The organism is Paenibacillus sp. 1SOY10, from assembly GCF_056836745.1.
In genome coordinates this window covers 208,407-235,090 of sequence record NZ_JBXENK010000001.1, presented here as the reverse complement: position 1 = coordinate 235,090, position 26,684 = coordinate 208,407, and the positions used below count along the sequence as shown (strand labels likewise).

General features: G+C 50.7%; 23 protein-coding genes. 10 read left to right on the top strand and 13 right to left on the bottom strand.

Annotation, left to right across the window (positions count from 1 at the left end; translation table 11 throughout):
- Positions 1 to 52: 52 nt before the first annotated feature.
- Both AC1VOR_RS01040 and AC1VOR_RS01035 read left to right on the top strand, forming a co-directional pair.
- The gene (locus AC1VOR_RS01040) at positions 53 to 1,438 is read left to right on the top strand and encodes a DUF4183 domain-containing protein (protein WP_482615225.1); all 1,386 of its coding nucleotides are present in this window, start codon (positions 53 to 55) and stop codon (positions 1,436 to 1,438) included.
- A gap of 141 nt (positions 1,439 to 1,579) precedes the next feature.
- Complete coding sequence (locus AC1VOR_RS01035) at positions 1,580 to 2,464, top strand: radical SAM/SPASM domain-containing protein (RefSeq protein ID WP_482615222.1); 885 nt, start codon at positions 1,580 to 1,582, stop codon at positions 2,462 to 2,464.
- 156 nt (positions 2,465 to 2,620) lie between these two features.
- On the opposite strand, the gene AC1VOR_RS01030 is transcribed toward AC1VOR_RS01035, so the two are convergent.
- The 5 genes from AC1VOR_RS01030 to namA form a co-directional block, all read right to left on the bottom strand.
- Positions 2,621 to 3,079 carry a MarR family winged helix-turn-helix transcriptional regulator gene (locus tag AC1VOR_RS01030; RefSeq protein WP_482615220.1) on the bottom strand — a complete coding sequence of 153 codons (459 nt, stop codon included), beginning with the start codon at positions 3,077 to 3,079 and terminating at the stop codon, positions 2,621 to 2,623.
- Positions 3,076 to 3,900: an SDR family NAD(P)-dependent oxidoreductase gene (locus AC1VOR_RS01025; RefSeq protein ID WP_482616371.1), complete on the bottom strand. Its 825-nt coding sequence runs from the start codon at positions 3,898 to 3,900 to the stop codon at positions 3,076 to 3,078. Before AC1VOR_RS01025 ends, AC1VOR_RS01030 begins: the two co-directional genes overlap by 4 nt.
- Positions 3,901 to 4,221: 321 nt before the next feature.
- Complete coding sequence (locus tag AC1VOR_RS01020) at positions 4,222 to 5,076, bottom strand: 1,4-dihydroxy-6-naphtoate synthase (protein WP_482615215.1); 855 nt, start codon at positions 5,074 to 5,076, stop codon at positions 4,222 to 4,224.
- Positions 5,073 to 5,780, bottom strand: coding sequence for a futalosine hydrolase (locus tag AC1VOR_RS01015; protein WP_482615213.1), 708 nt, complete (start codon positions 5,778 to 5,780; stop codon positions 5,073 to 5,075). Before AC1VOR_RS01015 ends, AC1VOR_RS01020 begins: the two co-directional genes overlap by 4 nt.
- Before the next feature lie 168 nt (positions 5,781 to 5,948).
- Positions 5,949 to 6,959 carry an NADPH dehydrogenase NamA gene (gene namA, locus AC1VOR_RS01010; protein WP_482615211.1) on the bottom strand — a complete coding sequence of 337 codons (1,011 nt, stop codon included), beginning with the start codon at positions 6,957 to 6,959 and terminating at the stop codon, positions 5,949 to 5,951.
- 221 nt (positions 6,960 to 7,180) lie between these two features.
- On the opposite strand from namA, the gene AC1VOR_RS01005 reads away from it, so the two are divergent.
- Positions 7,181 to 8,257 (top strand): glycosyltransferase family 4 protein, encoded by a 1,077-nt coding sequence (locus AC1VOR_RS01005; protein ID WP_482615209.1) that lies wholly within the window; start codon positions 7,181 to 7,183, stop codon positions 8,255 to 8,257.
- A 170-nt stretch (positions 8,258 to 8,427) separates the two neighbouring features.
- On the opposite strand, the gene AC1VOR_RS01000 is transcribed toward AC1VOR_RS01005, so the two are convergent.
- Positions 8,428 to 9,204 carry a YheC/YheD family protein gene (locus AC1VOR_RS01000; RefSeq protein ID WP_482615207.1) on the bottom strand — a complete coding sequence of 259 codons (777 nt, stop codon included), beginning with the start codon at positions 9,202 to 9,204 and terminating at the stop codon, positions 8,428 to 8,430.
- A 214-nt stretch (positions 9,205 to 9,418) separates the two neighbouring features.
- Here AC1VOR_RS01000 and AC1VOR_RS00995 point away from each other — a divergent pair, with 214 nt between their 5' ends.
- Together AC1VOR_RS00995 and AC1VOR_RS00990 are read left to right on the top strand one after the other, a co-directional pair.
- Positions 9,419 to 9,847 carry a MarR family winged helix-turn-helix transcriptional regulator gene (locus tag AC1VOR_RS00995; protein WP_482616369.1) on the top strand — a complete coding sequence of 143 codons (429 nt, stop codon included), beginning with the start codon at positions 9,419 to 9,421 and terminating at the stop codon, positions 9,845 to 9,847.
- Between the two features lie 51 nt (positions 9,848 to 9,898).
- The gene (locus AC1VOR_RS00990; protein WP_482615205.1) at positions 9,899 to 11,134 is read left to right on the top strand and encodes an MFS transporter; all 1,236 of its coding nucleotides are present in this window, start codon (positions 9,899 to 9,901) and stop codon (positions 11,132 to 11,134) included.
- Positions 11,135 to 11,198: 64 nt separating this feature from the next.
- On the opposite strand, the gene AC1VOR_RS00985 is transcribed toward AC1VOR_RS00990, so the two are convergent.
- Both AC1VOR_RS00985 and AC1VOR_RS00980 read right to left on the bottom strand, forming a co-directional pair.
- Complete coding sequence (locus tag AC1VOR_RS00985) at positions 11,199 to 11,381, bottom strand: hypothetical protein (protein WP_482615203.1); 183 nt, start codon at positions 11,379 to 11,381, stop codon at positions 11,199 to 11,201.
- Between the two features lie 91 nt (positions 11,382 to 11,472).
- Positions 11,473 to 14,766, bottom strand: coding sequence for a DEAD/DEAH box helicase (locus AC1VOR_RS00980; protein ID WP_482615202.1), 3,294 nt, complete (start codon positions 14,764 to 14,766; stop codon positions 11,473 to 11,475).
- A 222-nt stretch (positions 14,767 to 14,988) separates the two neighbouring features.
- On the opposite strand from AC1VOR_RS00980, the gene AC1VOR_RS00975 reads away from it, so the two are divergent.
- The 3 genes from AC1VOR_RS00975 to AC1VOR_RS00965 are packed head-to-tail and all read left to right on the top strand — an operon-like array spanning position 14,989 to position 17,630.
- Positions 14,989 to 16,041, top strand: coding sequence for an ABC transporter ATP-binding protein (locus tag AC1VOR_RS00975; protein WP_482615200.1), 1,053 nt, complete (start codon positions 14,989 to 14,991; stop codon positions 16,039 to 16,041).
- A complete protein-coding gene (locus AC1VOR_RS00970; protein ID WP_482615198.1) occupies positions 16,034 to 16,837 on the top strand; it encodes an ABC transporter permease in 804 nt (267 codons plus the stop codon). Before AC1VOR_RS00975 ends, AC1VOR_RS00970 begins: the two co-directional genes overlap by 8 nt.
- A 7-nt stretch (positions 16,838 to 16,844) precedes the next feature.
- On the top strand, positions 16,845 to 17,630 hold the full coding sequence (locus AC1VOR_RS00965; RefSeq protein ID WP_482615196.1) for an ABC transporter permease: 786 nt from the start codon (positions 16,845 to 16,847) through the stop codon (positions 17,628 to 17,630).
- A 93-nt stretch (positions 17,631 to 17,723) separates the two neighbouring features.
- On the opposite strand, the gene AC1VOR_RS00960 is transcribed toward AC1VOR_RS00965, so the two are convergent.
- The 5 genes from AC1VOR_RS00960 to AC1VOR_RS00940 all read right to left on the bottom strand — a co-directional run bounded on the left by AC1VOR_RS00960 (position 17,724) and on the right by AC1VOR_RS00940 (position 24,046).
- Positions 17,724 to 18,599 (bottom strand): YitT family protein, encoded by an 876-nt coding sequence (locus AC1VOR_RS00960; protein ID WP_482615194.1) that lies wholly within the window; start codon positions 18,597 to 18,599, stop codon positions 17,724 to 17,726.
- Between the two features lie 131 nt (positions 18,600 to 18,730).
- A complete protein-coding gene (locus AC1VOR_RS00955) occupies positions 18,731 to 19,942 on the bottom strand; it encodes a Ger(x)C family spore germination protein (RefSeq protein WP_482615192.1) in 1,212 nt (403 codons plus the stop codon).
- Between the two features lie 4 nt (positions 19,943 to 19,946).
- Complete coding sequence (locus tag AC1VOR_RS00950) at positions 19,947 to 21,494, bottom strand: spore germination protein (protein WP_482615190.1); 1,548 nt, start codon at positions 21,492 to 21,494, stop codon at positions 19,947 to 19,949.
- Between the two features lie 16 nt (positions 21,495 to 21,510).
- Positions 21,511 to 22,641: a GerAB/ArcD/ProY family transporter gene (locus AC1VOR_RS00945; RefSeq protein WP_482615188.1), complete on the bottom strand. Its 1,131-nt coding sequence runs from the start codon at positions 22,639 to 22,641 to the stop codon at positions 21,511 to 21,513.
- A 175-nt stretch (positions 22,642 to 22,816) separates the two neighbouring features.
- Positions 22,817 to 24,046 carry an aminopeptidase gene (locus AC1VOR_RS00940; RefSeq protein WP_482616368.1) on the bottom strand — a complete coding sequence of 410 codons (1,230 nt, stop codon included), beginning with the start codon at positions 24,044 to 24,046 and terminating at the stop codon, positions 22,817 to 22,819.
- 171 nt (positions 24,047 to 24,217) lie between these two features.
- Between AC1VOR_RS00940 and AC1VOR_RS00935 the strand changes: the two genes are divergently transcribed.
- Both AC1VOR_RS00935 and AC1VOR_RS00930 read left to right on the top strand, forming a co-directional pair.
- Entirely contained in the window at positions 24,218 to 25,366 is a 1,149-nt protein-coding gene (locus AC1VOR_RS00935; RefSeq protein ID WP_482615186.1) for an NAD-dependent epimerase/dehydratase family protein, read from the top strand.
- Between the two features lie 12 nt (positions 25,367 to 25,378).
- Positions 25,379 to 26,563: a glycosyltransferase family 4 protein gene (locus tag AC1VOR_RS00930; protein WP_482615184.1), complete on the top strand. Its 1,185-nt coding sequence runs from the start codon at positions 25,379 to 25,381 to the stop codon at positions 26,561 to 26,563.
- Positions 26,564 to 26,684 lie beyond the last annotated feature (121 nt).

Genomic DNA, 26,684 nt, shown 5'->3' with positions numbered 1-26,684 from the left:
ATGATATGGGAGCGAGTGAAGCTTGAGGAAAATCTCAGCGGGAGGTAGAGGGATGGCGACTACAAAGCGCACCACGAGATGCGTAATTGTCAAAGTTGAAAGGCGCTGTAATAAAAACGGCAGTGGGCGGAACAAACAAGCAAAGGGCAGAAAGGTCTCTCCCCTTAAAAGAAAAATCCGGCGTTGCGATACGAGACGGTGGAAAAAGGAGCCTGGTCGCAGGGGAGCTATATGTCAAAAGCGAACAGGTGGAACCAAGGGACCGTTCAAGCTTGGTGAGGCTCGTTGCGATCTCCCGGTGGCGGTGCCTTGCACATTAGATCCGCAGGACCCACCGACAGTGGCGGGACCAGCCGGGCCGCAAGGAGCAGCAGGACCGCAAGGAGCGCCGGGGGTGACTGGTGCGACAGGAGCAGCGGGACCAGCAGGAGCGCCTGGGGTGACTGGTGCGACAGGAGCAGCGGGACCAGCAGGATCGCCTGGGGTGACCGGGGCGACAGGAGCAGCGGGACCGCAAGGAGCGCCTGGGGTGACCGGGGCAACGGGAGCGGCTGGACCGGCAGGAGCGCCTGGGGTGACTGGGGCGACAGGAGCAGCGGGACCGGCAGGAGCGCCTGGGGTGACCGGGGCGACGGGAGCAGCGGGACCAGCAGGAGCGCCGGGAGTGACTGGTGCGACAGGAGCAGCAGGGCCGCAAGGAGCGCCTGGGGTGACTGGTGCGACAGGAGCAGCGGGACCGGCAGGAGCGCCTGGAGTGACTGGAGCGACAGGAGCAGCGGGACCGGCAGGAGCGCCTGGAGTGACTGGAGCGACAGGAGCAGCAGGACCGGCAGGAGCGCCTGGGGTGACTGGTGCGACAGGAGCAGCGGGACCAGCAGGAGCACCGGGACCGCAAGGAGCGCCTGGGGTGACCGGGTCAACGGGAGCGGCTGGACCGGCAGGAGCGCCGGGAGTAACCGGTGCGACAGGAGCAGCGGGACCAGCAGGAGCGCCGGGGGTGACTGGTGCGACAGGAGCAGCGGGACCGCAAGGAGTGCCTGGGGTGACCGGGGCGACAGGTCCCACTGGTGCTGAAGGGCCGCAGGGAGCGGTGGGGGCGACCGGAGCAACAGGAGCTGTTGGGCCTCCGGGTGGGGCGATCTTAGTCACGCCTACCGTGTTCCGATATTTCTATGCACCACCCACAGCGATTGGCGGTGGTAGCGTGGATATTGCAGCGAATGAATTTACCAATGATAATGGAAATAATCCGGCAATTTTTGACGGAGTTGGCCCAGATGCCTATACCAATTTATATATCAATGGCATGATGCAAGAGGGCAGATTGTTCACTTTGCAGCCGGATTTATTGACTCTGGATTTATCTCAGGACACTCTGTTTGCAGGGACGCCAATTATCATCGAGAATATCAGAATTACCGCACAGGCAATACCTTAAGAAAATGTAGCTACGGTAAGTATGGTGACTGATGTAGTAGTAGGGGCGATCTGGGTGACAGTTATATTTTTAGCACTGGGGTTTCCATGCAATTTGAGATAGAATAGAGAATATGACTATAACTTAACAAAGCAGGTTCCTATGAAAAAGTTTAAAAAATTTTACATCGAAACAACCAGTATCTGTAATCTTGCATGCAGCTTTTGTCCGCCGACGCAACGTAAATCTCAATTTATACAAGTCGACGATTTTCGGAAAATACTTGATGATATCAAACCGCATACGGACTATATCTATTTCCATGTCAAAGGGGAGCCGTTATTGCATCCGAAAATTGATCAACTGCTTGATATCAGCCATGAAAAAGGTTTTCACGTCAATATTACGACGAATGGTACGTTGCTACCGAAGGTGCGGCATAAGTTGCTGGGTAAGCCCGCGCTCAGGCAGATCAATTTTTCCTTGCACAGCTTTGACGGACATGAAGGTTCGACAGACCGAGAGGGATATGTCAGCCATATTTTGTCTTTTGTGCGAGAAGCGGTAGCCACGTCCGAGCTACTGGTATCGTTCCGGTTGTGGAATCTTACTCAAGACAATGAGACTAATCTGGAACGTAGCCGTAATCGGGCGACTCTGGAGCTCATTGAGCATGAATTTGGGCTGGATTACCATATTGAAGAGAGAATCGTTCCCGGTGGTGGAATTAAGCTGGCTGAACGGGTCTATTTGAATCAGGATTATGAATTTGCGTGGCCTGACCTCAGGGCCGAGGAAGATGATGGCAAAGGCTTTTGCCATGGCTTACGCAATCAGGCAGGAATTCTCGTGGATGGCACGGTTATTCCATGTTGCCTGGATGGGGAGGGCGTTATTAATCTGGGCAACATCAACGAGACTTCGTTCTCCGAAATCATTGAAGGGGAGCGGGCAAATCGGCTGTATGAGGGCTTCTCGCGGCGTGAGGCGGTTGAGGAACTGTGCCGAAAGTGCGGTTACCGCAAGCGTTTTGGCGGCGGAGCTTGAACCTCTTTCCCTATAATCCACATGAACATGAAGCAGCTATTCCCCAGAAAACGACAACTTCTATCCCTAAGGAAGTGGGATTGTGGCACGGAAGTTGCCGCTTCGTAGGAAATAGCTGCTTTTTGTACCCATTAGCTTAATGGACGATGACGCAGACTAGGTCAAGTCAGCTTCGGGATACTCAGACTTGTCTGGCATAGTTCGTTCCGCAATTTCGAAAAACCTGGTAGACAGACGGACGAATTCTCGAGCTTCGTCTACCCCCATTTCGGTCACCACTTTGGTCAGATGATCGCGTATCCGCTGGATGTTTATGCTTATACGCTCTCGTCCCGTGTCGGTCAAAGTAACCAGTATGTTCCTGCGATTATTAACATCGATTTCACGGTGAATTTGTCCCTTTTTCTCAAGAACTTTTAGAGCAGCAGAGATTCTGGAATTGCTGCTGTTGAGGGCTTCACCTAATTCGGACGGTAGTACAGGTGCGTTCTTGGTGAAAAGATATTTCAGAATAAAAAGCTCCCCTTTGCTAAAACGAGTGAACTCATCCATAACGTCTCCACACAACATTAGCACACCCAGCGCTTCAACGGCTTCTTCAATTTCGTTCATCATCTCACCTCCAATGTACCCAGCAGTTCTTTAGTCATGGAATAGAGCCTTTTTGCATTGGACTCGTCAAACGATTTTTTGCTAAGACTAAGCGGCTTGGTACGATTTTGAATCATTGCCGTCAACTGATCTTTTGGCACGTTTTTCAGCAAGCGTAGTGCCGGTTCGATTGCTTTCTCCGGCGACTTTCCAAACGCCAAGGTTATCAGTTTAAGTAAAAATTTTAAATTTGCCATGATATTAGTAGTTCTCACCATTCCCGGGTTGAACAAAACATACTTAACTTTTCCGGAAGAGCTGGTCAGAGCATAGCTAACACCTAACGGTTCATTAAGCTTACTGCTATTTATCAAGGCCTTTTGGCTAGAAAAATGGTGCTTAAATTGTATGTCTTCCCATTTGATATTCCCCGGAACTCCCACTCCACAGAAATTCAGAATAATAGGGTCTGTTGATTTTTCAAGCATCCCAGTTAAGCCGTAGCTCAAAACGAATCTGCTCAGGTAACTAAGAGCAAAGATGGCCTCAAACCCTTCCTTTGTGATCAAACGTTCTGCTCGCTGCGTAAAGTTTACGGCGCAGAACACCACTCCGTCAAGAACGTCAAATTTGGATGTCAACTCATGAATCAGGCGATGGTTCTCCTCTACAAGGCTCAAATCAGCCTGTAAAAAGGTCGCTCGCTCTTTTGCACCCATTCGTTCCGCATCGGCCAAGAACAATTCTCCCTTTTGAGGATTCCGCCCAGCCACAATGACTTGCTGGCCATCCCTTAGTAGTCGCAAGGCGAGTTGCTTGCCCATGCCATCGGTTCCGCCGGTTATAAAATATGTTTTGATCGTATTCTCCTCCTATATTCGCACTAATTAATGATACCATTAATAGTTAATACTATTCACAGTGTATACTATTTTTATGATTTCATCAATAGCATAAATGTTTTGGGTTTAGGAGGTATCGGCTCAGGATTGCGGCTAGCGATAAAAAGGAGAAATGTTTGCGAAGGAAAGAGGAGGGTTTACAGTTGGATGAAGGGTTGTATAGAGTAGGCTGTAACTAACGAGAAACCGCGAACATGATGAGAGGGGCGGGCTTGCTGTACAAAGCCAAGCCCAATTGCCCAAATCTCTTATCATATATAATCTCTACAAGCTCCAGTCTCCCCGGAGCTTGAGCGGATCAATCTTGGGCACAAGTCCTTCGGCGGCTGCGCGTTCCAGCAGGGCGCTGACTGCGGCATATCCGTCTTCACCCAAGTTTGCCGTATATTTGTTGACGTACAGCTCGATATGGGCTTGGGTTACATCGGGTGACATCTCCTGAGCGTGGCTCATGACATACTCAGCAGAGGCCTCGGGATGAGCCCAGGCATATTCTACAGATGCCGTTGTCCAGCGGGCAAGCTGCTGTAAATCCAGTGAGCGCCGCGCGATGATGGCACCCAGCGGTATCGGCAGTCCTGTATCTTCTTCCCACCAACTACCAAGATCCTGTAGAAGGTCCAGACCGTAAGAGGGATAAGTAAAGCGAGCTTCATGAATGACCAATCCGGCATCGATATCTCCACGCTGTACAGCAGGCATAATCTCATCAAACGGCATTACGACAATTTCGCCTACGCCACCTGGAATATGCTTCGCAGCCCATAGCCGAAAGAGCAAATAAGCCGTTGACCGTTCACTTGGAACGGCAACACGACGGCCCGACAATGCCGCTGCACTGATAGCCTCGGTTGCAGAACCTTTGGTTAATACCAGCGGGCCACAGCCACGGCCAAGGGCACCTCCGCATGGAAGTAGTGCATATTCATCAAGCACCCAAGGCAGGGCAGCGTAGGATATTTTCAGTACCTCAGGGCCTTCTCCGGAAGCAGCAAGCCCATTAGTAATATCGATGTCAGCGTAGGTGACATCCAATTCGGGAGCACCCGGAATCAAGCCATGAGCCCAGGCATGGAATACAAAGGTATCATTGGGACAAGGGGAAAAAGCAATTTTCATGATGACAGCACCTCCGTTAATATAGTGATAGCTTGTTCCAAAGCCTGCAGGGCTTCGCCAATCTTCCAAGACTCCCGATCACGGGGGCCAACCACATTGGAGATGGCGCGAATCTCAAGCGCAGGCAAGTCAAACTGCCTTGCCGCTTCAGCAACGCCGTAGCCCTCCATGGCTTCTGCGCCAACCCCTGGGTAACGCAAGGAGAGGTTCTGCGCGGTTGCGGCCGTTCCAGTCACGGTCGAAAGCGTCAATACCGGCGCAAGGCTTGCAGCAAGGCCAGCGGCTTGCAACGCCTCGGTCCAACGATGGGAGAGATCCTGCTCGGCAGAGATACGTGAAACCCCGAATCCCAGTGTATCTACACTGACATAACCCTCCGATGTCTCGGCTCCCAGATCAGCAGCGATGATGTCGCTTGACACGACCAGAGAACCGATAGGTGCGATATCTGCAAACCCGCCACCAATTCCAGCGCTAATAACGAGATCAAAGCTGTTCCCGCGGGGGCGATCTTCTGTGGGAATGGACAGTAACCCTCCGGTCACACCAGCCAGAGCCAGAATTTTCGCGGTGGAAGCCGACGCTGATGCCGGGCCAACGCCCGCGATTCGCACTTCGGCACCTTCATAGCTGCCGAGTCCACGCATCACGGCAGCTCGTTCTGCCTCTACTGCGGTCATAACTAGAATGCGAAGCTTGTTCATGGATCAGTCTCACTCCTCGCCAAATTCACTCTCCAAATTATATAGCTGCACAGAAACAAAGCCAAGCTTATCTTTAAAGGCATACATAAAACAACCAGCCCCGTACTCACCGATAGGCAAGCAGGGGCTGGTTGGTAATCAGGCTAACCATTCATGGGATGAATTAAATTAAGCCCGTTCGTAAGGCGCAGGACGATCCAGCGTAGTATGCAGTTCCTTAGCTGCTTCATAAGCCCAATAAGGGTTACGGAGCAGTTCACGACCCAGGAACACTAGGTCGGCCCGATCATTGCTCACAATTTCTTCGGCATGGGCCGGGCTGGTAATCAAGCCAACGGCTCCGGTAGCCATATCAGCTTGGCGCCGGATTTGATCAGCCAGATTGACTTGATATCCTGGATAAGGATGGATGGATGCCGGGACCAGACCGCCAGAGCTGCAATCCACAAGATCGACACCTTGTTCCTTCATCCGGCGAGCGTAATCAATATATTGCTCAAGCGAATTGCCCTGTGGATCGTATTCGTCTGCCGATATCCGCACAAGGAGTGGACCCGACCATTCTGTCTTGACCGCTTCAATAATTTCACCTAATAGACGATAGCGTGCTTCGGCACTGCCACCATACTCATCCTCACGATGGTTGGTGACAGGGGACAGGAATTCATTCAAGAGGTAGCCGTGAGCTGCATGAATCTCAATAACATCAAAGCCAGCTTCTCGCGTGCGGCGGGCGGCATCCCGGAAGTCGGAAATAATACCCTGAATATCCTGGGCGTCCGCTGCTTTAGGCGTCTTCTTGTCAGGAAAGGGGATGGCCGAAGGGGCAAGAATCGTTTCCTCTAGTTCAGCCTTGCGTCCGGCATGGGCTAACTGAATACCGATTTTAGAGCCATTCTGATGAACCAGATCGGCAATTTCCTTAAGGCCGGCCACATGCTCATCGCTCCAAATTCCAAGGTCCTTATAGCTGATTCGCCCTTCAGGGGACACAGCAGTTGCTTCAATTATAATAAGCCCTACGCCGCCAACGGCGCGAGTAGCATAATGGATTTTATGCCAATCTCCGGCGATTCCATCTTGCTGGGGAGTTGAATATTGACACATCGGAGACATGACGATGCGATTTTTAAAAGTAACCTCTTTTAGGGTGAACGGGGTAAATAGTTTGGAACTCACGGGCTACCACTCCTTTTATTTATAAATCTAATGTGAATCGTTGTCTTTTATCATGGTAGACCACATGGTCCTAAGTTACAAGTACGCACAAATATGTAGTATAGTATACTTTTTTATACTATTGGATGATGAGGTTAGGTTTTTAACGGGGGTGCGGATTTCTCTTTTGACGCATATGGTGAATAGATACAGGCCATTTGGTGAGGGAGGACATAGGGCTCATGAATATTCTGATGGTGGCACCCGAGCAGTTCCCGGTTCCCGGCAACGGGTCGGTGGAAATATGTATGCTGGCTATTGCACGGCAATGGGCGGCTTCAGGCCATACCATTACCCTGGTCAGCAGACGGGCAAGGCATCTGTCTCGTATAAGCCGTATGGGTAATTTGACAATTATCCGGGTAAGCGCGGGGGCTCCCCGTACCTATATGGCCTCGGTGCTACGTTATGTCAGAGGACGGAATTATGACCTCATCCAGGTGGATAACCGGCCCTATCACATGGCGAAATTGAAGAGAGCCTTTCCTAAGATACCCGTATCCTTGTTTCTCCATTCCCTAACGTTTGTCAGACCGACAGATCAAATTAGCCAATGTTTGGCTAAAGCCGATATAATTATCGCTAATAGTGAATCGTTGAGGACCCGTCTGTCGCAGCGATTTCCTGAGGACATCAGCAAAATGGTTACGATTCATCTTGGTGTGGATACCGACCGATTCAAGCCCAATATGCAAAAAGCTCCGTCTGCCGGATTCCACATCTTGTTTGCGGGCCGGGTTATTCCACGTAAGGGAGTTCCGGTGCTGATTCGAGCAATCAGCTTAGTCCGGAAGGCAGGGAAGGAAGTTACCTTGACTGTCGTTGGCCGAGGTAGACCAAGATATATGAGAGAGTTGCATAAGTTGGCCCGTCACAAGGGAGTTCCGGTCCGCTTCACAGGGAGAATTCCCCATGTGGTCATTCATCGCCAATTTCAGAGTGCAGATTGTCTGGCCTGTCCTTCGCAGGAACATGAGGCATTCGGACTGGTCAACGTGGAGGCCATGGCGTGTGGCTTGCCGGTTATCGCTTCGAATATTGGCGGTATTGGCGAGATTATCCGCCATGGCGAGAATGGATATTTGGTGGATGAATACAAACAGCCTGAAGAGCATGCTCGCTGGATCTGGCAATTGGTGCAATACCGCGAAGCCGCGAAGGAGATGTCGGTGAAGGCGAGGGAACATGCGGTCAAGCATTTTGGCTGGAAGCAAACAGCTACGAAGTTGATGGCTGTCTATCAGTCATTTGTGATGTAAGGGGGAAACTCCAACCAACTATGTAGTTGAATAAAAGAAATCCGTACTAATCATATATAGAAGGACAGAACTCCGGAAGAGCGTACCGGATGTTCTGTCCTTTTAGATTTGCCTTTAGAAGCTTAGCTATGGTTGATACTCGTCTTCGCCGAATCAATACACTTGCTGGCTCATCGTGCTTTTAGCTTGCCATTGGCGCGAGCATATTGCATAACGGTACGAAACATGCTCTTGTCCTTGAGCTTGCGGAAGATAAAGGGGTCCGGAGAGGTGTTGACCTCAAGAATCCAGGGACGAAGCTTCTGGTCCAGGGCTACATCTACGCCAAGGTCCCGAATTCCGGGGAAGCGGCTGTTTAAATGCTCGGCGATGTCCTCACCCAGGCTTTCCAGAGTGGCAAGATAAGTCGGAAGGTAAGACTCTCTCAAGTGGGGAGCCAACAACTTCTCTACAGGCATTAGCTTCCCGTCATTATGGTAGTTGGTCACAATTTTACGAGGATGGGCTAGCCTGCCGATGATTCCAGTCGTTTTCCAGCCTTTGTGCGAGGTGCGCTGCACCATGACTCTCAGATCAAAACGGCGGTTTTGGTATTTAAGCAAATCGATGCCTTGCTGAATAAGATAACGCTTCTTGAACTTCCGCTTGCAAATGGCGGTATAAAGCTCGTCAAAGGAAGAGCAGGTGCGGACCGTCGTATCCAGATGATATTGATAAGTTCCTTCACCGGATGTCGAGACCATCTCTACCCGGATAACGCCTTTACCCCAAGTCCCGCTGACGGGTTTAACATAAACCATCTTATATTTTCGCAGCATGTGAAGTAGATGCTCACGGCTAAAGCGCATCGATTCCGGAAGATGTGAACGTATCGTTCTGTGCTGCATCAGTACCTCATTTTTCTTCCACTTGCTGACGACATGGCGTGGTTGCCGGGTGGTCTTCATAAACGCAAGTCCCCTTCAGTACGTTTTTAATAGCACGTTGTAGAACTAGTGTATTCGCGCAGGATGAAAAGGGAAAAGATGATTACCTAATCCGTAACAAATAAACACATAGGCGTTGGGGAGCGAGCACTCGTCGTTTGACAGATATAGTTGACCTATATATAATTGTCTAGACAACTATTTTTGAAAAAAAGGAGGAGGGTACGTGACTACCATGGAGCCAGAGAGAGAGCCGGCGATAGGATTTGTAATGGGCGTAGCTTATCGAAAGATTGCCTCCTTGCTACAGCAACGTTTAAAGGACTATGACATTACGCCGGAGCAGTGGGCGGTGTTATATCAGATTGATTTGGCGGACGGGCTCATTCAGAAGGAAATAGCTAATCGGTCAGGAAAGGATAAGCCCACGACAACCCGAATCATTGACCATCTGGAGCACAAAGGCCTGATACGCAAACAAACGGGCAAGCAGGATCGCCGTTCTTTTCTCGTGTACAGCACAGTCAGGGGGAAGGCATTAATTCAGGAGACCCTACCTTTAGAGCAAAGTGTCACCGAGGATGTGAAGCAAATGATGAGCGAGGATGAATACAGCATGTTAATGGAACTGCTGCAGCGAATCAACTTCCAGCTTAGCGTTTAGACAAAACAGCCTTCGTAAGAACAAGACTTCATAGGAGAGCAGGAGAGAGAAATGCCTTTACAACAAGCAGGAGAAGCCCTTTGGACGAAATCGTTTATCTCATTAACGGTCTCAGCGTTTTTACTATTTTTAAATTTGCATATGTTATTATCTTCATTCTCGTCCTATGCCAAAAGCGAGTTCGGAGCCAGTGACCTGGAGGTCAGCCTGATCACTAGCGTATTTGCCTTATCGGCTATATTGACGCGATTTTTGGCCTCAGCCTTACTGAGACGATACTCCCCAAATGTACTCTTATTGGCAGGATTGATTATTGCGGCCGGCATGACGGCGCTAAATGCCGGGGCAGATGGCGTTGGGGAATTACTGATGGTACGAGCTGGTTATGGCGTTGGCTTCGGGCTGGGCAGTACCATCTTGCCGACCTTGGTCTCAAGGATTATTCCCTTATCCAGAATGGGGGAGGGCATCGGCTATTTCGGCTTGTCCAGCAGCCTGGCCATGTCTGTAGGGCCGATGATCGGCCTCAACGTAATGAAGCAGTTGGGCTTTGACGTGCTTACGTTAGGGGGAACCGTTACGGTGTTGTTGATGATTCCACTGCTACTACTCAGCCGTGCGTTGCCCAAGACTCGGGCGGTTCGCCCCCATGCCGCCGCCAAGAGTGGAAAGGAACCCGGCGATAGGTGGATTCGCGGACTTTGGTTTCCCGCTTTTCTTAATATGCTGTTGTCCATCACGTATAGCGGGTTACTTAGCTTTATAGCTCTGTACGGCGAGTTTGTTCATCTGGAGCAGGTTGGCTTGTTCTTCTTATTCAACGCACTCACCGTCATGCTCATTCGCCCGATTTCCGGCCGCATCTTTGATGCAAAAGGCCCGGCAAGGGTTCTTATTCCGGCTGCTTTAGTGGTGGTAACCAGTATGCTGGTTCTGTCCTTTGCCACATCCATGCCTATGTTAATTTGTTCGGCTCTACTTTACGGACTTGGTTTCGGGGCCATTCAGCCTACAATTCAGGCGTGGATGCTACGGGTTTGTCAGCCGGAACAATATGGCTCGGCCAACAGTATGTTCTACAATTCAATGGATTTCGGCGTGGCCGTAGGGGCGGTTCTGCTTGGTGCTATCGCATCCATAACGAATTACGCCGTGATGTATCGATATTCTGCCGCATTTATGGGTCTGTTCCTGCTAGTATACTTCATGGTCTACACCGTGTCGGCCAAGAAGAGAGGGACCCGCGCAAGCGCAGCAACCACCCCAACCGATGCAACAACTCTGTAAATAAACAATAATCCGCAAGCAGCACTATAGGCTGCTGCGGATTATATACGTCATAAGTGAGTTATTACTCGGAGTCAGTATCGCCATCGGCGAAAGGCACCGGCTTGGCCACCCATTCATCGGCTTCCGGTTCAATATCTACTCCGTTTTCCATTTTCTTCTTCTCCGCAAGTGAATCCCCTTCATGATCCATTTTATTACGCAACTTGGACTCATCCTGCGGCTCATGCCCTTCATAATGTACCATAATGATCCTCCTCTGGCGATTGATGGCGGGGTTACCCCTCACATTAGATTGTCCCGAACTCACCAATTAAACACATACTTTCGCCGATTTGTCAGATCATTAATATTTCGCGAATATCCTCTTCCGAAAGTGCTGATAAAGCTTCCTGTCCCGGCTTCAGCACCTCTTCAATCAAATTCTTCTTCTTTTGTTGTAACTCGTACATTTTGTCCTCTACAGTGCCCTGGGCGACGAGCCGGATGACCTGTACAATATTTTTCTGTCCAATCCGGTGAGCACGATCTGCGGCCTGTTGTTCAACGGCTGGGTTCCACCATAGATCGTACAGAATTACCGTATCCGCTCCGGTCAAATTAAGTCCCGTGCCCCCAGCCTTCAGCGAAATAAGGAACAAATCACGTTCTCCATCATTGAAGCGTTGGCATAGTCCGACCCGGTCCGCTGCAGGTGTCTTGCCATCCAGATAGAAGAAGGGGAGACCCCGGTATCCGAGCTCACGTCCGATCAAATCCAGCATTTGTGTAAACTGTGAAAAAATCAGTACGCGTTTGCCCGCACTTTGGCATTCCTCAATCATTTCCAGCAGTTGATCAAATTTGGCGGAGCCCCCTTCGTAACCGTCCACGAATAGGGAAGGGTGACAACAAAGCTGCCGCAGCCGGGTCAACCCCGCCAGGATACGAATGCGATTTTGCCCGAACGAATCTGCATCCAGATGCTTTAATGTTTCCTGTTGGAGCTTGGCGAGGTAAGCCAGGTATAGCTTCTTCTGCTCCGGTAGCAGTTCGCTGGCTTGCAGGGATTCAATCTTTTCTGGCAGCTCCTTGAGCACGTCTGTCTTCAACCGCCGGAGCAGGAACGGCCGAATTCGCCGGGAGATCTGATCCCGGGACAACTCCCCAAATGCCTGCCGACTAGGGAAGAGCCCGGGAAATACGGCATTGAAGATGGACCACAATTCCTCCAACGAATTCTCTACCGGTGTTCCGGTTAAGGCAAACCGCTGCCGGGCTTGCAGGCTCTTCACGGCTTGCGCCGTTTGCGAGGCATGATTCTTGAAGCTCTGAGCTTCATCAAGAATCAGCGTATGGAAGGACAGCTCGGCAAATTGGTCAACATCGCGTCGCAGCAGGGGGTAAGAGGTAATAATAACGTCAGCCGAATCCGCTTCGCGCAACGCCCGCACCCGTTCGGCTTTGCTTCCGTCAGCGATGACCACTTTGACCTGTGGGGCAAACTTGGTCAATTCATTTTGCCAGTTATAGACCAGCGATGCGGGTGCGACGATCAACGCAGGCTGACCGGATTCAGCAATTTCCGGTAGCACTGACACGATGAAGGCGATGCTTTGCAAGGTTTTGCCCAGCCCCATGTCATCGGCAAGAATTCCTCCGAAGCGGTAATGGGCCAGGGTCTTCAGCCATTGGTAGCCATGGGCCTGATAATCGCGAAGCACCGGAGCGAGCTGAGGTGGAACCGCAAATTCCAGATTGCCGGGACGCCGCAGGTTATGCAGCAACTCGCGAAATGATTTGCCCAGTCGTACGGCACTGCCTTGCAGTTCTTCCTCCTTAACATGCAGCCCCCGCGTTAGCGGAACCCGGAAGTCCGAACCACCAAAATCTTGAGGACGTAGGCCAACCTCGTTCATAAATTGGATGATTTCCTGGAACTCATCACTTTCAAGCGGCATGAAGGCTCCGCCAGGCAACCGGTAGTAACGACGCTTCTCCTCCAAGGCTTGCAGCAGCCCGCGAATTTCGGACTCTCCAATATCCGACATACTGAAGCGGAATTCCAGCCAATCGGTCCGCTCATCCAGTTCGACCGATATTTTGGGCGGCCTGAGATCATGGATCATTCTTGTCTTAACGGCAGAAGTGGCATAAACCTCCAGCAGCTTCTCAAGCTCAGGAATGATGTGGTAAAGGAATTGATATTCCGATTCCTCATCATCAAGGAAGTAGCCGCTCTCTGTTCGCGTAAAGAAGCCCGATTCCATCCATTCAAGAATTTGCCGTTCTTTATCCCCATCCCGGAGCAGTATCAGATCCGTTCCCCGTTTGGGACCATGCTCTTCCAGCGGGTTGAAGACGATATCACCATACTGGAACTCCAATCCGGCCACCAGGCGGTCCTTGATGCGATCCAGGTAAAGCTTGGCCACAAGCTTGGTGCGCACCATGCGGCGGGCGACACTCTCTTCAATATCAACATTCCCGAGCTTCATCAGCCCCGGCAGCACTCTCTCAACAAAGGGTTCGATTTGCTCAGAAGAGATCATAATATGCCGCTTGCGGGCCGTCGCCAGCATATGCTTCATTTCGGCCAAGCGGCGAACCTGTGCCGGAGTCTGACGAATAAGGCGGCCATCAAAGAGAATAACACCGTAAGCCTCCATGACTGTGATATCATCGAGACCTTGGGCAGTGAATTCAAAGCTGTTATCACTGCTCTGATTCAGATCAAAATGCAAGGGGAGAATCTCCTCCGATAGCTCCAGTCTGCTCCACATTTGCCCATCCTGTTCAAGCTGCACCGCAGGAGCCTGCATGAGCAAGGGCAACACAGCTTCCCAAAGAAACGGCGGAATCGGCAATAGTCGATCGCCCGTTCCTTGCGACTTATGTCTGGAGAAGCTGCTAAGCGTCTCTTGATACATTTGCTCGTTGTGGTAGATGTCCACCATTTTCTGAATCAAAGCCTCATCCTGAGGATGGAAGCTATGCCGCGCAGGATCATAAATAAAGTGCTTGGAGAAGCTATAAGGCTCCCGGCGCGAGAGCTTGTCCAGAAAGTCGCGAATGTTCTTGACAATATAAAGCCGCTTGGAGCCAATTTTCATCTCCAGGCCAAACAAATGCTTGCGGTAGCCGTAGGGAAAGGGGCGCAGCGTAAATTCACTTTCCAGCGGCGTCCGGGCATCGAACCTCGTGCCTGTGTGCAGTGGCTGCTGCGCATCTTCTTCAAAGAGTTGCATCATATCACGAGTAATCCAGATATCACGGGAAGAAATATCCCGGCCACGCCGCTGATCCTCATGAGAGTGGGGCGGGTGCAGAAGCGAAGGATACGCGCGTACCGGAGCTTTGCCATTCTGCTGCATGTCGTGAACTCCCATCATGACGGCGGCGATGTGCTTGCAATAATTGTTGTAGGAATAGAAGGCAGGACAGTTGCATTCAGCCTGGACATCGCCATGTTGATCAAGCTGCAAGGAGACATGGTAGTGCCCGGTTCCCGATACCGTGGCTTCATACACCCGGGACCCATGGTCAATGCGCAGAAAAGTAACCTTACCCGTCTTATAGTAGGCTTCGCCCCGTTCATAGGAAATCCGGCCGCAAAGCAGCTTGATGACACGCTGCGTTAATGGAAAGCTCATGAGTCATTTCCTCTCTATACTCTTAATCTGTTCGTTATCTGTTCGTATGTTTCTCCTGCCCCTATGATAACAGAAAAAGCGGCACTATAACATGCGGAGCTAAAGAGAGCAAGCTGGGCCAGGGATAGCCACTTTGTTGCAGGGTATGGTGCTTTTGTGGAAGTTACTATATAATTTTTAGCGGGGTTTCAACAAAGAAGCAGAAATGAGGTACAGCATAACATGGCAGCTATAGAAGTGCGTGATTTGCGCAAAACATTCAAAGTGCAGAAAAATCGCCAAGGCCTCAAAGGGGCCTTCCTCGATTTATTCAAGAGGGAATACAACGAAGTAGCCGCCGTGAAAGATATCTCCTTTGACATTCCGCAAGGGGAGATTTGCGGCTACATCGGAGAGAACGGAGCGGGCAAGTCGACGACGATCAAGATGCTGACCGGCATTCTCGTGCCGACGTCCGGTCATCTATCGGTTGGGGGCTTTGTTCCTTATGCCGAGCGGGAGAAATTCGTCCAGCATATCGGCGTCGTGTTCGGTCAACGCAGCCAGCTTTGGTGGGATATCGGTGTAATCGAATCCTTTGAGCTGCTGCGCAAGGTTTACCGCGTACCGCAGTCCGACTATAAGAAACGGCTGGATGAGCTTGTGGAGCGTCTTCAGTTACAGGACCTGCTCAATCGTCCGGTACGTAAGCTGAGCTTGGGGCAACGTATGCGTTGCGAATTGGTAGCGGCGTTGCTGCACAATCCCTCCATTGTCTTTCTGGACGAGCCGACGATCGGTTTGGACATTGTAGTAAAGTCGGAAATCCGTGATTTCCTGCAGGATATGAACCGTGAGCATGGAACGACAATTTTGCTGACAACACATGATTTGCAGGACATCGAGGCCCTTTGCTCCAGAGTTATCATGCTGGACGATGGCCAGATTATTTATGATGGTGGGCTGGATGAACTTAAGGACCGCTGGGGAACAGGCAAGGAAGTATTGTTCCAGTTCGGCACCGCGACCAAGCTGGAGCAATTACGGGCCTGGACCGGACAACAACCGGTGATCTGGAGTGCTGAGAATGATCTGAACGCCAAGGTCTGGATTCCACGAGATATCGGCGTATCTGAAGTGCTTGGCCAGGTTGTCGGTCAGGCCGATATTACAGATATCAAAATCATAGAGACCAATACCGACGAAATTGTGCGTAGCATTTATCAATCCGGTTCAGCCGAGAACAAATCCGGGGAGAAGGCGGATAACCGCGAAGGAGCGGTGATTCATGTCTAACACGATGGGGGCTTACCTTGATTTTATCCGCATCCGTTTCCTAACGATGCTTGCCTACCGCATTAACTATTATTCCGGTATTCTGATCTATACGCTGAACATCGGGGTGTACTATTTTACTTGGAAAGCCATTTACGGTGGTGGTGGGGAACTCGGGGGCTTTACCGCTTCACAGATGACGACGTACCTCGCCGTTTCCTGGATGGCCCGGGCCTTTTACTTCAACAATCTGGATCGGGAGATTTCTACCGATATCCGTGATGGCAGCATTGCGATTCAGTTCATTCGTCCTTATAACTATATTATGGTCAAAATGATGCAGGGCCTGGGGGAAGGCATGTTTCGATTCATGATGTTAATGATTCCCGGGATGGCCGTAGCGATGCTGCTTTATCCGGTACAATTGCCTACAGCACCCGAGGCTTGGATAGGGTTTCTCGTCATGCTGTTCTTCAGCTTCCTCATTAATTCGCAGCTTAATGTGATTACCGGGCTGATGGCTTTTTTTGTGGAAAATAACGAGGGGTTCATGCGGATGAAGCGGGTGATTGTGGATCTGTTCTCCGGATTGATTATCCCAATTAGCTTGTTTCCTTCCTGGCTGTCGGGCATCATGACTTTCCTGCCTTTTCAGGCGATTACGTATTTGCCGGGCTCTGTCTTTACCGGACGGATTCAGGGGGCATCTATCTGGGGTGTATTAGGCATTCAGGTCGTCTGGTTCCTCCTGCTGCTAATTCCAATGATATGGCTATACCGCGCCTCGCGGAAGCGCCTGTTCGTGCAAGGGGGTTGAGCAGAGTATGTACTATTTAGGCTTGATCGGCGAATACTTGAAGAATTATATGAAGACCCGCTTGACCTATCGTGCCGATTTCTGGGTGGAGGTCATTTCCGACTTGCTGTTTCAGGCAACGAACCTGATTTTTATCTTCGTCATCTTCATGCACACCAACAGCCTCGGGGGCTGGAGTGAAAGCGAGGTCGTGTTCGTTTACGGGTTCTTTATGGTTCCGTTTGGCATCTTCAGTTGCTTTATTAACTTGTGGGGGTTCAGTGAACGGTATATCGTCAAAGGCGAGATGGATCGGATTATGACACGTCCGGCCTACAATCTGTTCCAAATCTTCCTTGAGAATGTGGACCCTCCCGCTCTGGTTGGTTCAATCATCGGGATGGTGATTATGATAATCAGTGGGGGCCAGCTTGGTCTTAGCATGGAATGGTGGACGATTCCGGCCATGCTGCTATTCACCTTGAGCGCAACGGCCATCTATACCGGTATCTACACCACGCTGACCTCGTTGTCTTTCTACTCGGATGCACCTACGGGTATCTTGCCCTTGATGTACAATGTGCAAGGTTATGGCCGTTACCCAGTGACGATTTACAATCGGGCGATTCAGGTGTTATTGACCTGGGTGCTGCCGTTCGCCTTCGTTGGCGTGTACCCCGCCTCGTTGTTCCTGGAGCGGGAGGAGATGCAGCAGATGGCCTGGTTGACCCCACTCGTGGGCATCGTCTTCCTGGCTATCGGGCTTACGGCGTGGAACTTCGGGGTCAAGAAATACCGGGGAGCCGGCTCCTGATATAGAAATTGAGCTAAAATAAAGAAGCTTACGTAACCGCAGCCTATCACATGGCGGTTCGTAAGCTTTTTTTATTATATATTGCCCACACACTTATACCTTGGGTGGTCTGGCGAAGCGACCAAAAATTTCAGCAGATTGCACGACGTTCATAAAGGCATTGGGATCAGCTTCAGCTACGGCCTTGCGGACCGCTGCCAGTTCGTAACGGGTAGTTACCGTCATAAGCGTGCAATTCTCTTCTTCGCGATATCCACCTTCGGAATGAATGCAGGTAATGCCATGATGGAGCTTACGTAGCCCGCAAAGCATTTGCTCCTTCTGCTTCGTGATAATGAAGCAGGTGACCTTGATGTGTCCAATATGAATCATGTCAACAACCTTGCCCTTCACGAAGGTGGACAGCATGGAGTAGAGGGCAAGGTCCCAGCTTTGGAAGAAGCCCAAGGCCAGGATGACAACCCCGTTCAACAGGAAGAGGATGTTACCCATCGGCCAATCGTATTTCCTCGTTAGAATGGAACCCAGAATATCCAGCCCTCCGGTAGAACCCCCGACTCGCAACGAGAAGCCGATGCCTCCCGCGGAGATAATGCCACCGAATACAGCAGCCAGAATCGGATCCTTGGTCAATTGAACCTCAGGAATGAGGGACATGAACCAGGTCGTGCTGACGACGGAGATACAGCTTAATACAATATAACGTCTTCCTACTGCCCTCCAGCCCCAGGCAATCAAGGGGAGGTTCACCAGGAAATAGACAAGGGAAATATTCCATCCTGTCATATAACCAATGATGGAGGCAATCCCGGCCACACCTCCCGATAACAGCTTATGGGGGATGAGGAACAGATTGAGTCCCGCTGCCACCAGCAGTCCGCCCAGCAGAACAATGGCGACCTCCTGCGCTGGTTTTAGAGACGCCTTAATCGGTTTGCGGAGGGCAGGAGTGTATTGCTTTAGATTCATGGTATAAGCCTTCTTTTCTGGTAGAGGTAGTTCAAAAAGTCGTCTTCTAATAAAATATTGTTATCAGCTTAGATTATCTTTTTTATCAGTATAGCAGACTATGACATTTGTAACACCATCTGGACAAGACCTCATTCCGCGAATTCCTGGTAGGATTGGTTGGTGAGTCCCACACGCTCAATGGTGATTTGGACCGTGGGCTTAAACTCGATATCCGCAAAGGCGTTCTCCCACTGATCCTCAATTTGCCGCCATTCCTTTGGATATTTTCGACGGAACATTTCGGCAAAGCCAACGACGTCTGCCTTCAATTCATGCACACCATTCCAGCCTTGCCACACAATGTCTAACAGTTGCTTCTTGATGATTTGTTCCAGCTTCTGAACATGCCCAGGATCTGTGGCATCCAGCTTGAACTCGGTATCGGTGATCATCCCTTCAACCTTCAGGGTAGCGTCCACGATGATTTTGTCCTGTTCCCGGCGCATCTTCAACGAAGTGGAATTTGCCGAGATTTCAAAGGTTGCCCCGTTTCTGTTTTCATTGTCTGCTTCAGGGAACGAGAAGGGGATGACAGCCTGTTTCACCCGATTGCGGATAAAGGCGATACCCAGTGCTTCATCTTGATTCAGCCATCCGGTTAATTTGCCTGATTTGAGCACGGCCAGTCCGCCAAGCTTGAGCTTGGATGCGGAAATCGTTGTCTCAAGCGCCTTGGTCGAGCCCGTCTCTACAGAACCTGAAAGCATCAGCTCAGGAATAATAGCACATTTGGAAGACCCTGCCAACTGATTTGCCAGATCAAACATATTGACTTTTGGCAAAATCGAAGTGGCTTTGTTTTCCTTATCAATCAATTTGTGAATGCCTTCGCCGGTATTCTTCTCCAGATACATAAGCTGGGATACCAGCAGCCTAGGATCGCGCTTCGAGACAAAAACATCTACGGTTTCTCTGGCCTGAGGATTACGCAAATACGCATCAATTAAGGAATTCAATCCATACTTAGCTGCTGCTTCACCGATGACCACGACCCGGCTGTTGCCAAGATGGAGATGACGAGTATTTTCCATTTCATTGTTGGAGAATGCCTTGCGCAGCGTCTCCCCTTGGGTAGACAGTACGCTGATGGGTGGGCCAGAACCTGGGCCACCGCTGGCATTGGCTGAGGCATTAGCTGGAGTAAGGATCTGATAAGTAAGCTCCCACTGCTTATCCTTCCAGTTCACTCCGCTCGCTGAGACGATGGCCAGGTCCGTTAATTCGGTCTGATGCCAGCAACCGGAGAGAGTGCCCATGAGGCCAAGCGAGCAGAACATAAGAGTCAACTTTTTCTTCGCCATAGGACTACTCCTTTCTCGATTTGACTTTTGGGGGCGCAGGCTTTTGGTCTTTTCCTACACGAATACGGTTAGGCCCGGTGACACCGGCGGGACGGGTGCGCATCTTCCACAGGGGAAGACGGATAAAGACATCCTTCAAATTTTTCCATACTAACGGTGCGAGCGGCATCAGGTAAGGTACACCAAACGAGCGTAAGGAGGCCAGATGAATACAGAGCACCATCAGTCCAACCATAATTCCATACAATCCCAGCCCACCTGCCAGGAGCATCAGCAAAAAGCGAATCAAGCCCACTGTGACCGACAGGTTCGTGGAGGGGAGGACGAAGTTGGAGATCGCGGTAAAAGATACGATGATGACCATAGCTGCCGAGATCAGCCCGGCTTCTACCGCTGCTTGTCCCAGCACCAGCGCCCCGACAATGGAGATGGCTGCCCCAATGGCTTTGGGCATGCGCACCCCGGCTTCCCGCAGAATCTCGAAGGTAATCTCCATCAGGAATGCTTCTATTAGAGCAGGGAAAGGTACTCCTTCACGCTGGGCCACCAGGCTGATGAGCAACGTAGTAGGCAGCATTTCGGGATGATAGGTGGTGATGGCAATGTATAAGGACGGCAGCAGCAGTGACACGAAGAAGGCACCAAAACGTAACATTCGCCAGAAGGACGCGATGTAGAAGCGCTGGTAATAGTCCTCGCTGGATTGGAAGAAGCTGAAGAACGTGATTGGAGCCAGCAGAACAAAGGGGGTGCCATCGACAATGATAGCAACCCGTCCATCCAGAAGTCCCGCCGTTGCCACATCCGGACGCTCCGTATTGAATATGGTAGGGAAGGGGCTCAGTGCCGCATCCTCAATCAGCTCCTCAATATATCCGCTCTCCAGAATGGCGTCGATATCGATATGATCCAACCGTTTGTGAATTTCCTTGACGACAGAGGACTCAGCAATCCCCTCCAGGTAGACGACGGATACATTAGTCTGGGTCTGCACACCAATAACCTTGTCCTCAACCCGTAGCTTCGGCGATTTCAGCCTGCGGCTGATGAGAGAGGTATTGGTGCGCAAGTTCTCCGTAAATGCTTCTTTTGGGCCGCGAATCACATTTTGTGTTGTTGGCTCGGTCAGACTGCGGAATTCTCCCCCGGAAGTGCCGGCTGAGATGGCCCGATCAAATCCCTCGGCTAGAATAACGGTATTACCCTGCATGATTTGCTGCCATAAAGCGTCCATATCCTCAATCAATTCCGCAGGACCTGTGGCGGCTGCACAATTGCGGATTTCTGTGAAGCGCTCCTCTGTAGATTCCTCAAAGCCTGACATCGCTGACATTAAGGGCCGAACGAGGGATTCATTAATAGAAGCGATATCCACCAGACCCTCGATATAGACAAGTGCAAACTCCTTGCTGCCCGTAATAGAATCGTGAATCAGGCGGAGTACGATGTCTGAGCGGGTTTGCTCTGAATGTTGAAGCCGCGCGAGATTATCCTCCAAGCGGGATGATAATGGAACCGATTGTGGCTTAGCTGACTCTTGAGTAGGTTTCATATGATTCGCTCCTGCTTTATTCATTTGACGGTGGGTTACTGACAGGATCCTTCTCCTTGCGCTTACGTCTGACCCAATGGGTAATCATCATGAGCAGTAAGAGGACGATCGGCAATATAATCTGAAAGATGGGGAAATGCAGCTTGAGATTATAATCAAAGCCCACTCGAACCTGCTCAATGTAGCTGCGAAATAACCGCGCACCGATAAATATAGCGGCTCCGACAGGAATAACCATGGTTCGGTGTTTGACCTTGAATAGCTCTGAGGCTGCCAGAACCGCCGCCAGGTAATAGGTTGCTTGCTTGAAGAACACGCCCCCGAACAACAACAGACTGACAAAGGGGTCCATCCGTTCCAGAAAGCCACCGATTTGAATCAGACTGGTGCTGAACATGAACGGAACGACATAGGCGCCGGATATATCTCCCAGCACGGTAATAATCAGCACATTTGTAAGGACGATGAACAGCCCGGAACAGGTATAGGAGATCAGACTGAATTTTTTGAATTTATCAAATGGGGTGAGGTGCTTCCAGAACATGAGGAAGACCACCATTTCCCCAAAGGGGAAAGAAATGACCTCCGGGATCGCAGCGTCCCAAACCGGCTTCCAGCCATGCTCAAGCAAGGGCAGTAACCGCCTGAAGTCAACCAGATCTGAAGCAAACAAGAGGACAAAAAGCACAATGTAAATCAGCAACAGCCAGGGAAGCACCAATTGACCGACCCGGAAGAACACCTCCAAGCCGTGAAATATGGCATAAGCTCCCACACACATCAGCACGAGCATAATGACATCCAGTGACGACCTGGGCAGCATATAGAGGATGACCAGATCACCAAACTCTCGGACATTTCGCACGGATTTGTAAATAAAATATCCGACAAAGGATAAGCCAAGGATAAAGCCGAGGTATTTGCCGAAGTACCGGTTGAGTATCTCTATGAGACTGGCCTGTGGAGCTTTCGCTTGAATAGGCATTGTCACGAGGATTAACATGACCAAGCCCATGAGCATGGCGATCAATACAGAAATCCAGGCATCATGCTTGGCATCGCTGGCCAGCAGGAACAAGGATGAGCTCCCGATCTGGAACAATATAATAATCGAGGCCAGTTGGCCTGCACTGACTTTTTCCTGCAAAGAGTGAACCTCCCGTCGGAACCTGAAGATAATGACTATACTATTTCCAAAATCACTAATTTTACCCGCAAATTACGGATTTTAAAGAGGCGCCAAGTAAGGGGAGGGGCAAAAAAAGGGCTATGCCGCACCTAGGTTACTGGTGCAGGCATAGCCCTTGTTCGCTGCTGTTTGTTCAGGCCCAATTACCTTTACGGAACACAGGCTCTATCGTACCATCAGGAAGTTCACCGTCAATATCAAGCTCCGCAGAGCCAATCATAAAGTCCACATGCGTCAGGCTCACATTGGCCCCTCTGGCTACCAACTCTTCATTGCTTAGCTGAGTGCCGCCTTCCATATTGACTGGATAGGCACTGCCTAATGCGAAGTGACAAGAGGCATTCTCGTCAATTCCGGTGTTATAGAAAATGCGGTTCAACTGTGAAATGGGGGAGCTATGCGGCACCAGAGCCACTTCGCCCAGATGAGAAGCCCCTTCGTCTGTGGCGAGCAGGTGGGTCATATGCTCCCGTCCCGATGTGGCATCGTAATCGACAACCTTGCCATCCCGGAAGGTCAACTTCAATCCTTCGACAAGCTGTCCATTCAGGTTCAGCGGCATCGTGCTGGTCACTGTACCATTAACGCCGCTGCGGTGCGGCATAGAATAGATCTCCTCAGTCGGCATATTGGCTACAAAGTAAGTGCCGGAAGCGTTCGTATCTCCACCGCCTAACCATAAGTAGCCTTCAGGCATTTCCACCTCAAGATCCGTGCCGGGAGCGCGGTAATGCAGTTTTTTATAACGCTTGGCATTCATTTGCTCTTGTCTTAGCTTGAGCTCCTGAATATGCTCACGCCAGGCAGCTACTGGGTCTTCACGATAAACGCGGTTCATTTGGAAGACGGCTTCCCACATGGCCGGAATCCGCTTCTCCTCCGGCAGGTCGGCAAATACCTTGTCTGCCCAGGCACGGGTAGGGGCTTTGACGAGTGACCAGGTAATCTGATTGTTGCGGGTTTGCGCAGAATGCTTCTGCCGTGCTTTGGCTGCGGCTTTGACCGCTGTAGACACTTTAGATGAATCGATACCCTTAAAAAGCTCGGGGTCAGGGACTTTGATCCGCATGACCGCTCCACCCTCATCACCAAATTGCTCTGCCATATCGGCGAGCCATTTCGGATAGTAATCCAGCGATTCCTCGCTCGCTTCCTCGTAACGAATTCGCGTCAATTGTTCGTCTTCCCAATCGACGTGAACATATTTTGCACCGGCCCGGTATGCCTTGGTTACCAGCAGCCGGGTCAGTGGGGCCGTTTCCAGCGGGGCAGTAATCATCAAATTCTGACCGGGCTGAATGTTAACGCCTACCTTGATGACCAACTCCGCATATTTTTCCAGCAGGATCTCAAAAGATTCCATCATGAATTCCTCCAATAACAAGTGTAACGTCTCTAAACGTACTTTTATTCAAACACACAAATCTTATTGTAGCACGAACCGGGTCTAGCCTACTCATTTTATTTCTCCTTAATATTCCAATGTTATGGTTGTTTTGTAATCTTCAACCAACTTAAGGGGAGGAACAAATCGATGCGTGTTATAGTTGCGGGCGGTGACGGTTTTTGCGGATGGCCAACGGCGCTTTATTTATCCAAACGAGGACATGAGGTAGCCATCATTGATAATTTAGCCAGACGTAAATGGGATCATGAGCTACGTTCAAATTCCTTGACTCCAATTGCTACGCTGCCAGAACGTACAGAGCGCTGGAGGGAGCTCACGGGACACAGCATCACTTCTTATATCGGGGATCTGAACCATTATGATTTCCTGGGCGAAGTTATGCGCCAGTTCCGTCCCGATGCCTTCGTGCATTTTGCCGAGCAGCGTTCTGCTCCTTATTCCATGGTAGATCGGGAACACGCTGTATTCACCCAAGTGAACAATGTGGTGGGGACATTGAATGTCGGATATGCCATTCGTGAATACGCCCCTGACTGTCACTTGATCAAGCTGGGAACGATGGGGGAATACGGTACGCCGAACATTGACATCGAGGAAGGTTACCTTGAGATTGAACATAATGGACGCAAGGATATTTTGCCTTATCCCAAGCAACCGGGATCTTTCTATCATTTGTCCAAGGTGCACGATAGCCATAATCTGATGTTTATGTGCCGAATTTGGGGGCTGCGGGTGACCGATTTGAACCAAGGGGTCGTTTATGGACTGCATACCGAAGAGACCTTGCTTGATCCGGTGCTGACTAATCGCTTTGACTATGACGGCGTGTTCGGTACGGCCTTGAATCGTTTTCTCGTACAAGCGGCCATCGGGCATGACTTGACCGTTTATGGACGGGGAGGGCAAACCCGGGGATTTTTGAATATTGCCGATACGGTACGATGTATTGAAATCACGGTAGATCATCCGGCCGATCGCGGTGAGTTTCGAGTGTTTAACCAGTTCACTGAGGAATTCTCCGTGCTAGAGCTGGCCGAGAAGGTGAAGAGAGTCGCAGAGTATGAAGGTTATACCGTCAACATTGCTCATCTGGATAATCCACGCGTCGAGAAGGAAGAGCATTATTTCCATGCAAAAAATACGAAGCTACAAGCGTTAGGATTAGAGCCACAGTTGTTGACGGATCAGGTCTTGCTGGATATCTTTCAGACCGCAGTAGCTCATAAGAATCGTGTGGTCTTGGACAATGTGCTGCCCGGTGTCAAATGGGGATGAAGGAGTAGACGGATGAAAATTGTCATCATTACTGAGACGTTCTATCCCTCGACGAACGGGGTGGTTACCCGGCTATCCCATAGCATCCGCTGGCTGGTGCGACAGGGGCATGAGGTTATCGTCATTTGTCCTGATCAGGGTGTTGGCGAATTTGAGGGAGCGGCCATTCATGGCATCCCTTCCTTCCGTTTCATCCTATATCCCAATCTGCCCCTGTCTCTGCCTCACTGGAAGGTAGGCAAGTTACTGCGTCAGCATCATCCTGATGTGGTGCATGTCGTAAATCCGGCACTTCTCGGGGTGGCAGGGATTTGGTCCGGGAGACGTTATCCGCTAGTGGCTTCTTACCATACCCATGTTCCGCAATATGCCGATTATTATAGGTTGCCTTGGTTAAAGCCGATACTGTGGATGTATCTGCGCCTGCTCCATAATCGGGCCGATCTTAATCTTTGTACCTCACGGGCTGTGCTCGGGGAGCTTGAAGAGCGGGGCTTCCAGAGAATTCAGACTTGGCAACGTGGCGTGGATGCGGAGACGCTTGGTCCCCAACATCATAGTGAGGAGATGCGTCATCGGCTCTCTGGTGGAGAGAGCGACAAACGGCTGTTGTTGTTTGTCGGACGTCTGGCCGCGGAGAAGGAGATTGAGCGCATTCGTGATGTTTTACTCGCTTCCAGCGAATTCCGCCTGGCTATTGTTGGCGACGGTCCCCACCGGCCAGCGCTAGAGTCCTATTTTGCGGGCACGAACACCGTATTCACCGGATTCTTGCATGGGGAAGATTTGTTCCAAGCTTATGCCTCCTGCGATGTATTTGTGTTTCCGTCTACCACGGAAACGCTGGGCCTGGTGCTGCTGGAGGCGATGGTCTCCGGCTTGCCGGTGGTGGCCGCAGCAAGCGGTCCTACCCGGGAGCAGATTGAGGATGGCGTGACCGGGTTGTTGTTTGAGCCCGAGGTGGAGGGCACTTTGGTAGAAGCAGTGTGGCGCCTGCGAGATGTGGATCTCTTGCAGACCATGGGTACCGCTGCCCGGGACGGAGCATTGACGCAAGGCTGGGATGAACCCAGCCGACAACTATTGGGAATGTACAACGAGGCGATAAGGCAAACCCGAGACTTAGCCAAGGCAAGCCGCGGGACCGTATTCTCTCGCCGCAAGGGCTTGAAGCAAGCGAAGAAAAATGAGCTGTAAAAGATTAGCCTGCCGGACTGTGCGGCAGGTTATTTGTTGTGTACAACTTTGTTGTTGCCCAATAAACATGAACACTATCGTTTTGAAAGATTTTGAACGTTTTTGATAAATTATGATTGAT

What these genes read in the sequence shown, in the direction of transcription:
- AC1VOR_RS01040 (WP_482615225.1), top strand. Translation starts at nt 53, where the DNA reads ATGGCGACTACAAAGCGCACCACGAGATGCGTAATTGTCAAAGTTGAA.
- AC1VOR_RS01035 (WP_482615222.1), top strand. Translation starts at nt 1,580, where the DNA reads ATGAAAAAGTTTAAAAAATTTTACATCGAAACAACCAGTATCTGTAAT.
- AC1VOR_RS01030 (WP_482615220.1), bottom strand. Translation starts at nt 3,079, where the DNA reads ATGATGAACGAAATTGAAGAAGCCGTTGAAGCGCTGGGTGTGCTAATG.
- AC1VOR_RS01020 (WP_482615215.1), bottom strand. Translation starts at nt 5,076, where the DNA reads ATGAAAATTGCTTTTTCCCCTTGTCCCAATGATACCTTTGTATTCCAT.
- AC1VOR_RS01015 (WP_482615213.1), bottom strand. Translation starts at nt 5,780, where the DNA reads ATGAACAAGCTTCGCATTCTAGTTATGACCGCAGTAGAGGCAGAACGA.
- AC1VOR_RS01005 (WP_482615209.1), top strand. Translation starts at nt 7,181, where the DNA reads ATGAATATTCTGATGGTGGCACCCGAGCAGTTCCCGGTTCCCGGCAAC.
- AC1VOR_RS01000 (WP_482615207.1), bottom strand. Translation starts at nt 9,204, where the DNA reads ATGAAGACCACCCGGCAACCACGCCATGTCGTCAGCAAGTGGAAGAAA.
- AC1VOR_RS00995 (WP_482616369.1), top strand. Translation starts at nt 9,419, where the DNA reads ATGGAGCCAGAGAGAGAGCCGGCGATAGGATTTGTAATGGGCGTAGCT.
- AC1VOR_RS00990 (WP_482615205.1), top strand. Translation starts at nt 9,899, where the DNA reads ATGCCTTTACAACAAGCAGGAGAAGCCCTTTGGACGAAATCGTTTATC.
- AC1VOR_RS00985 (WP_482615203.1), bottom strand. Translation starts at nt 11,381, where the DNA reads ATGGTACATTATGAAGGGCATGAGCCGCAGGATGAGTCCAAGTTGCGT.
- AC1VOR_RS00980 (WP_482615202.1), bottom strand. Translation starts at nt 14,766, where the DNA reads ATGAGCTTTCCATTAACGCAGCGTGTCATCAAGCTGCTTTGCGGCCGG.
- AC1VOR_RS00975 (WP_482615200.1), top strand. Translation starts at nt 14,989, where the DNA reads ATGGCAGCTATAGAAGTGCGTGATTTGCGCAAAACATTCAAAGTGCAG.
- AC1VOR_RS00970 (WP_482615198.1), top strand. Translation starts at nt 16,034, where the DNA reads ATGTCTAACACGATGGGGGCTTACCTTGATTTTATCCGCATCCGTTTC.
- AC1VOR_RS00965 (WP_482615196.1), top strand. Translation starts at nt 16,845, where the DNA reads ATGTACTATTTAGGCTTGATCGGCGAATACTTGAAGAATTATATGAAG.
- AC1VOR_RS00960 (WP_482615194.1), bottom strand. Translation starts at nt 18,599, where the DNA reads ATGAATCTAAAGCAATACACTCCTGCCCTCCGCAAACCGATTAAGGCG.
- AC1VOR_RS00955 (WP_482615192.1), bottom strand. Translation starts at nt 19,942, where the DNA reads ATGGCGAAGAAAAAGTTGACTCTTATGTTCTGCTCGCTTGGCCTCATG.
- AC1VOR_RS00950 (WP_482615190.1), bottom strand. Translation starts at nt 21,494, where the DNA reads ATGAAACCTACTCAAGAGTCAGCTAAGCCACAATCGGTTCCATTATCA.
- AC1VOR_RS00940 (WP_482616368.1), bottom strand. Translation starts at nt 24,046, where the DNA reads ATGGAATCTTTTGAGATCCTGCTGGAAAAATATGCGGAGTTGGTCATC.
- AC1VOR_RS00935 (WP_482615186.1), top strand. Translation starts at nt 24,218, where the DNA reads ATGCGTGTTATAGTTGCGGGCGGTGACGGTTTTTGCGGATGGCCAACG.
- AC1VOR_RS00930 (WP_482615184.1), top strand. Translation starts at nt 25,379, where the DNA reads ATGAAAATTGTCATCATTACTGAGACGTTCTATCCCTCGACGAACGGG.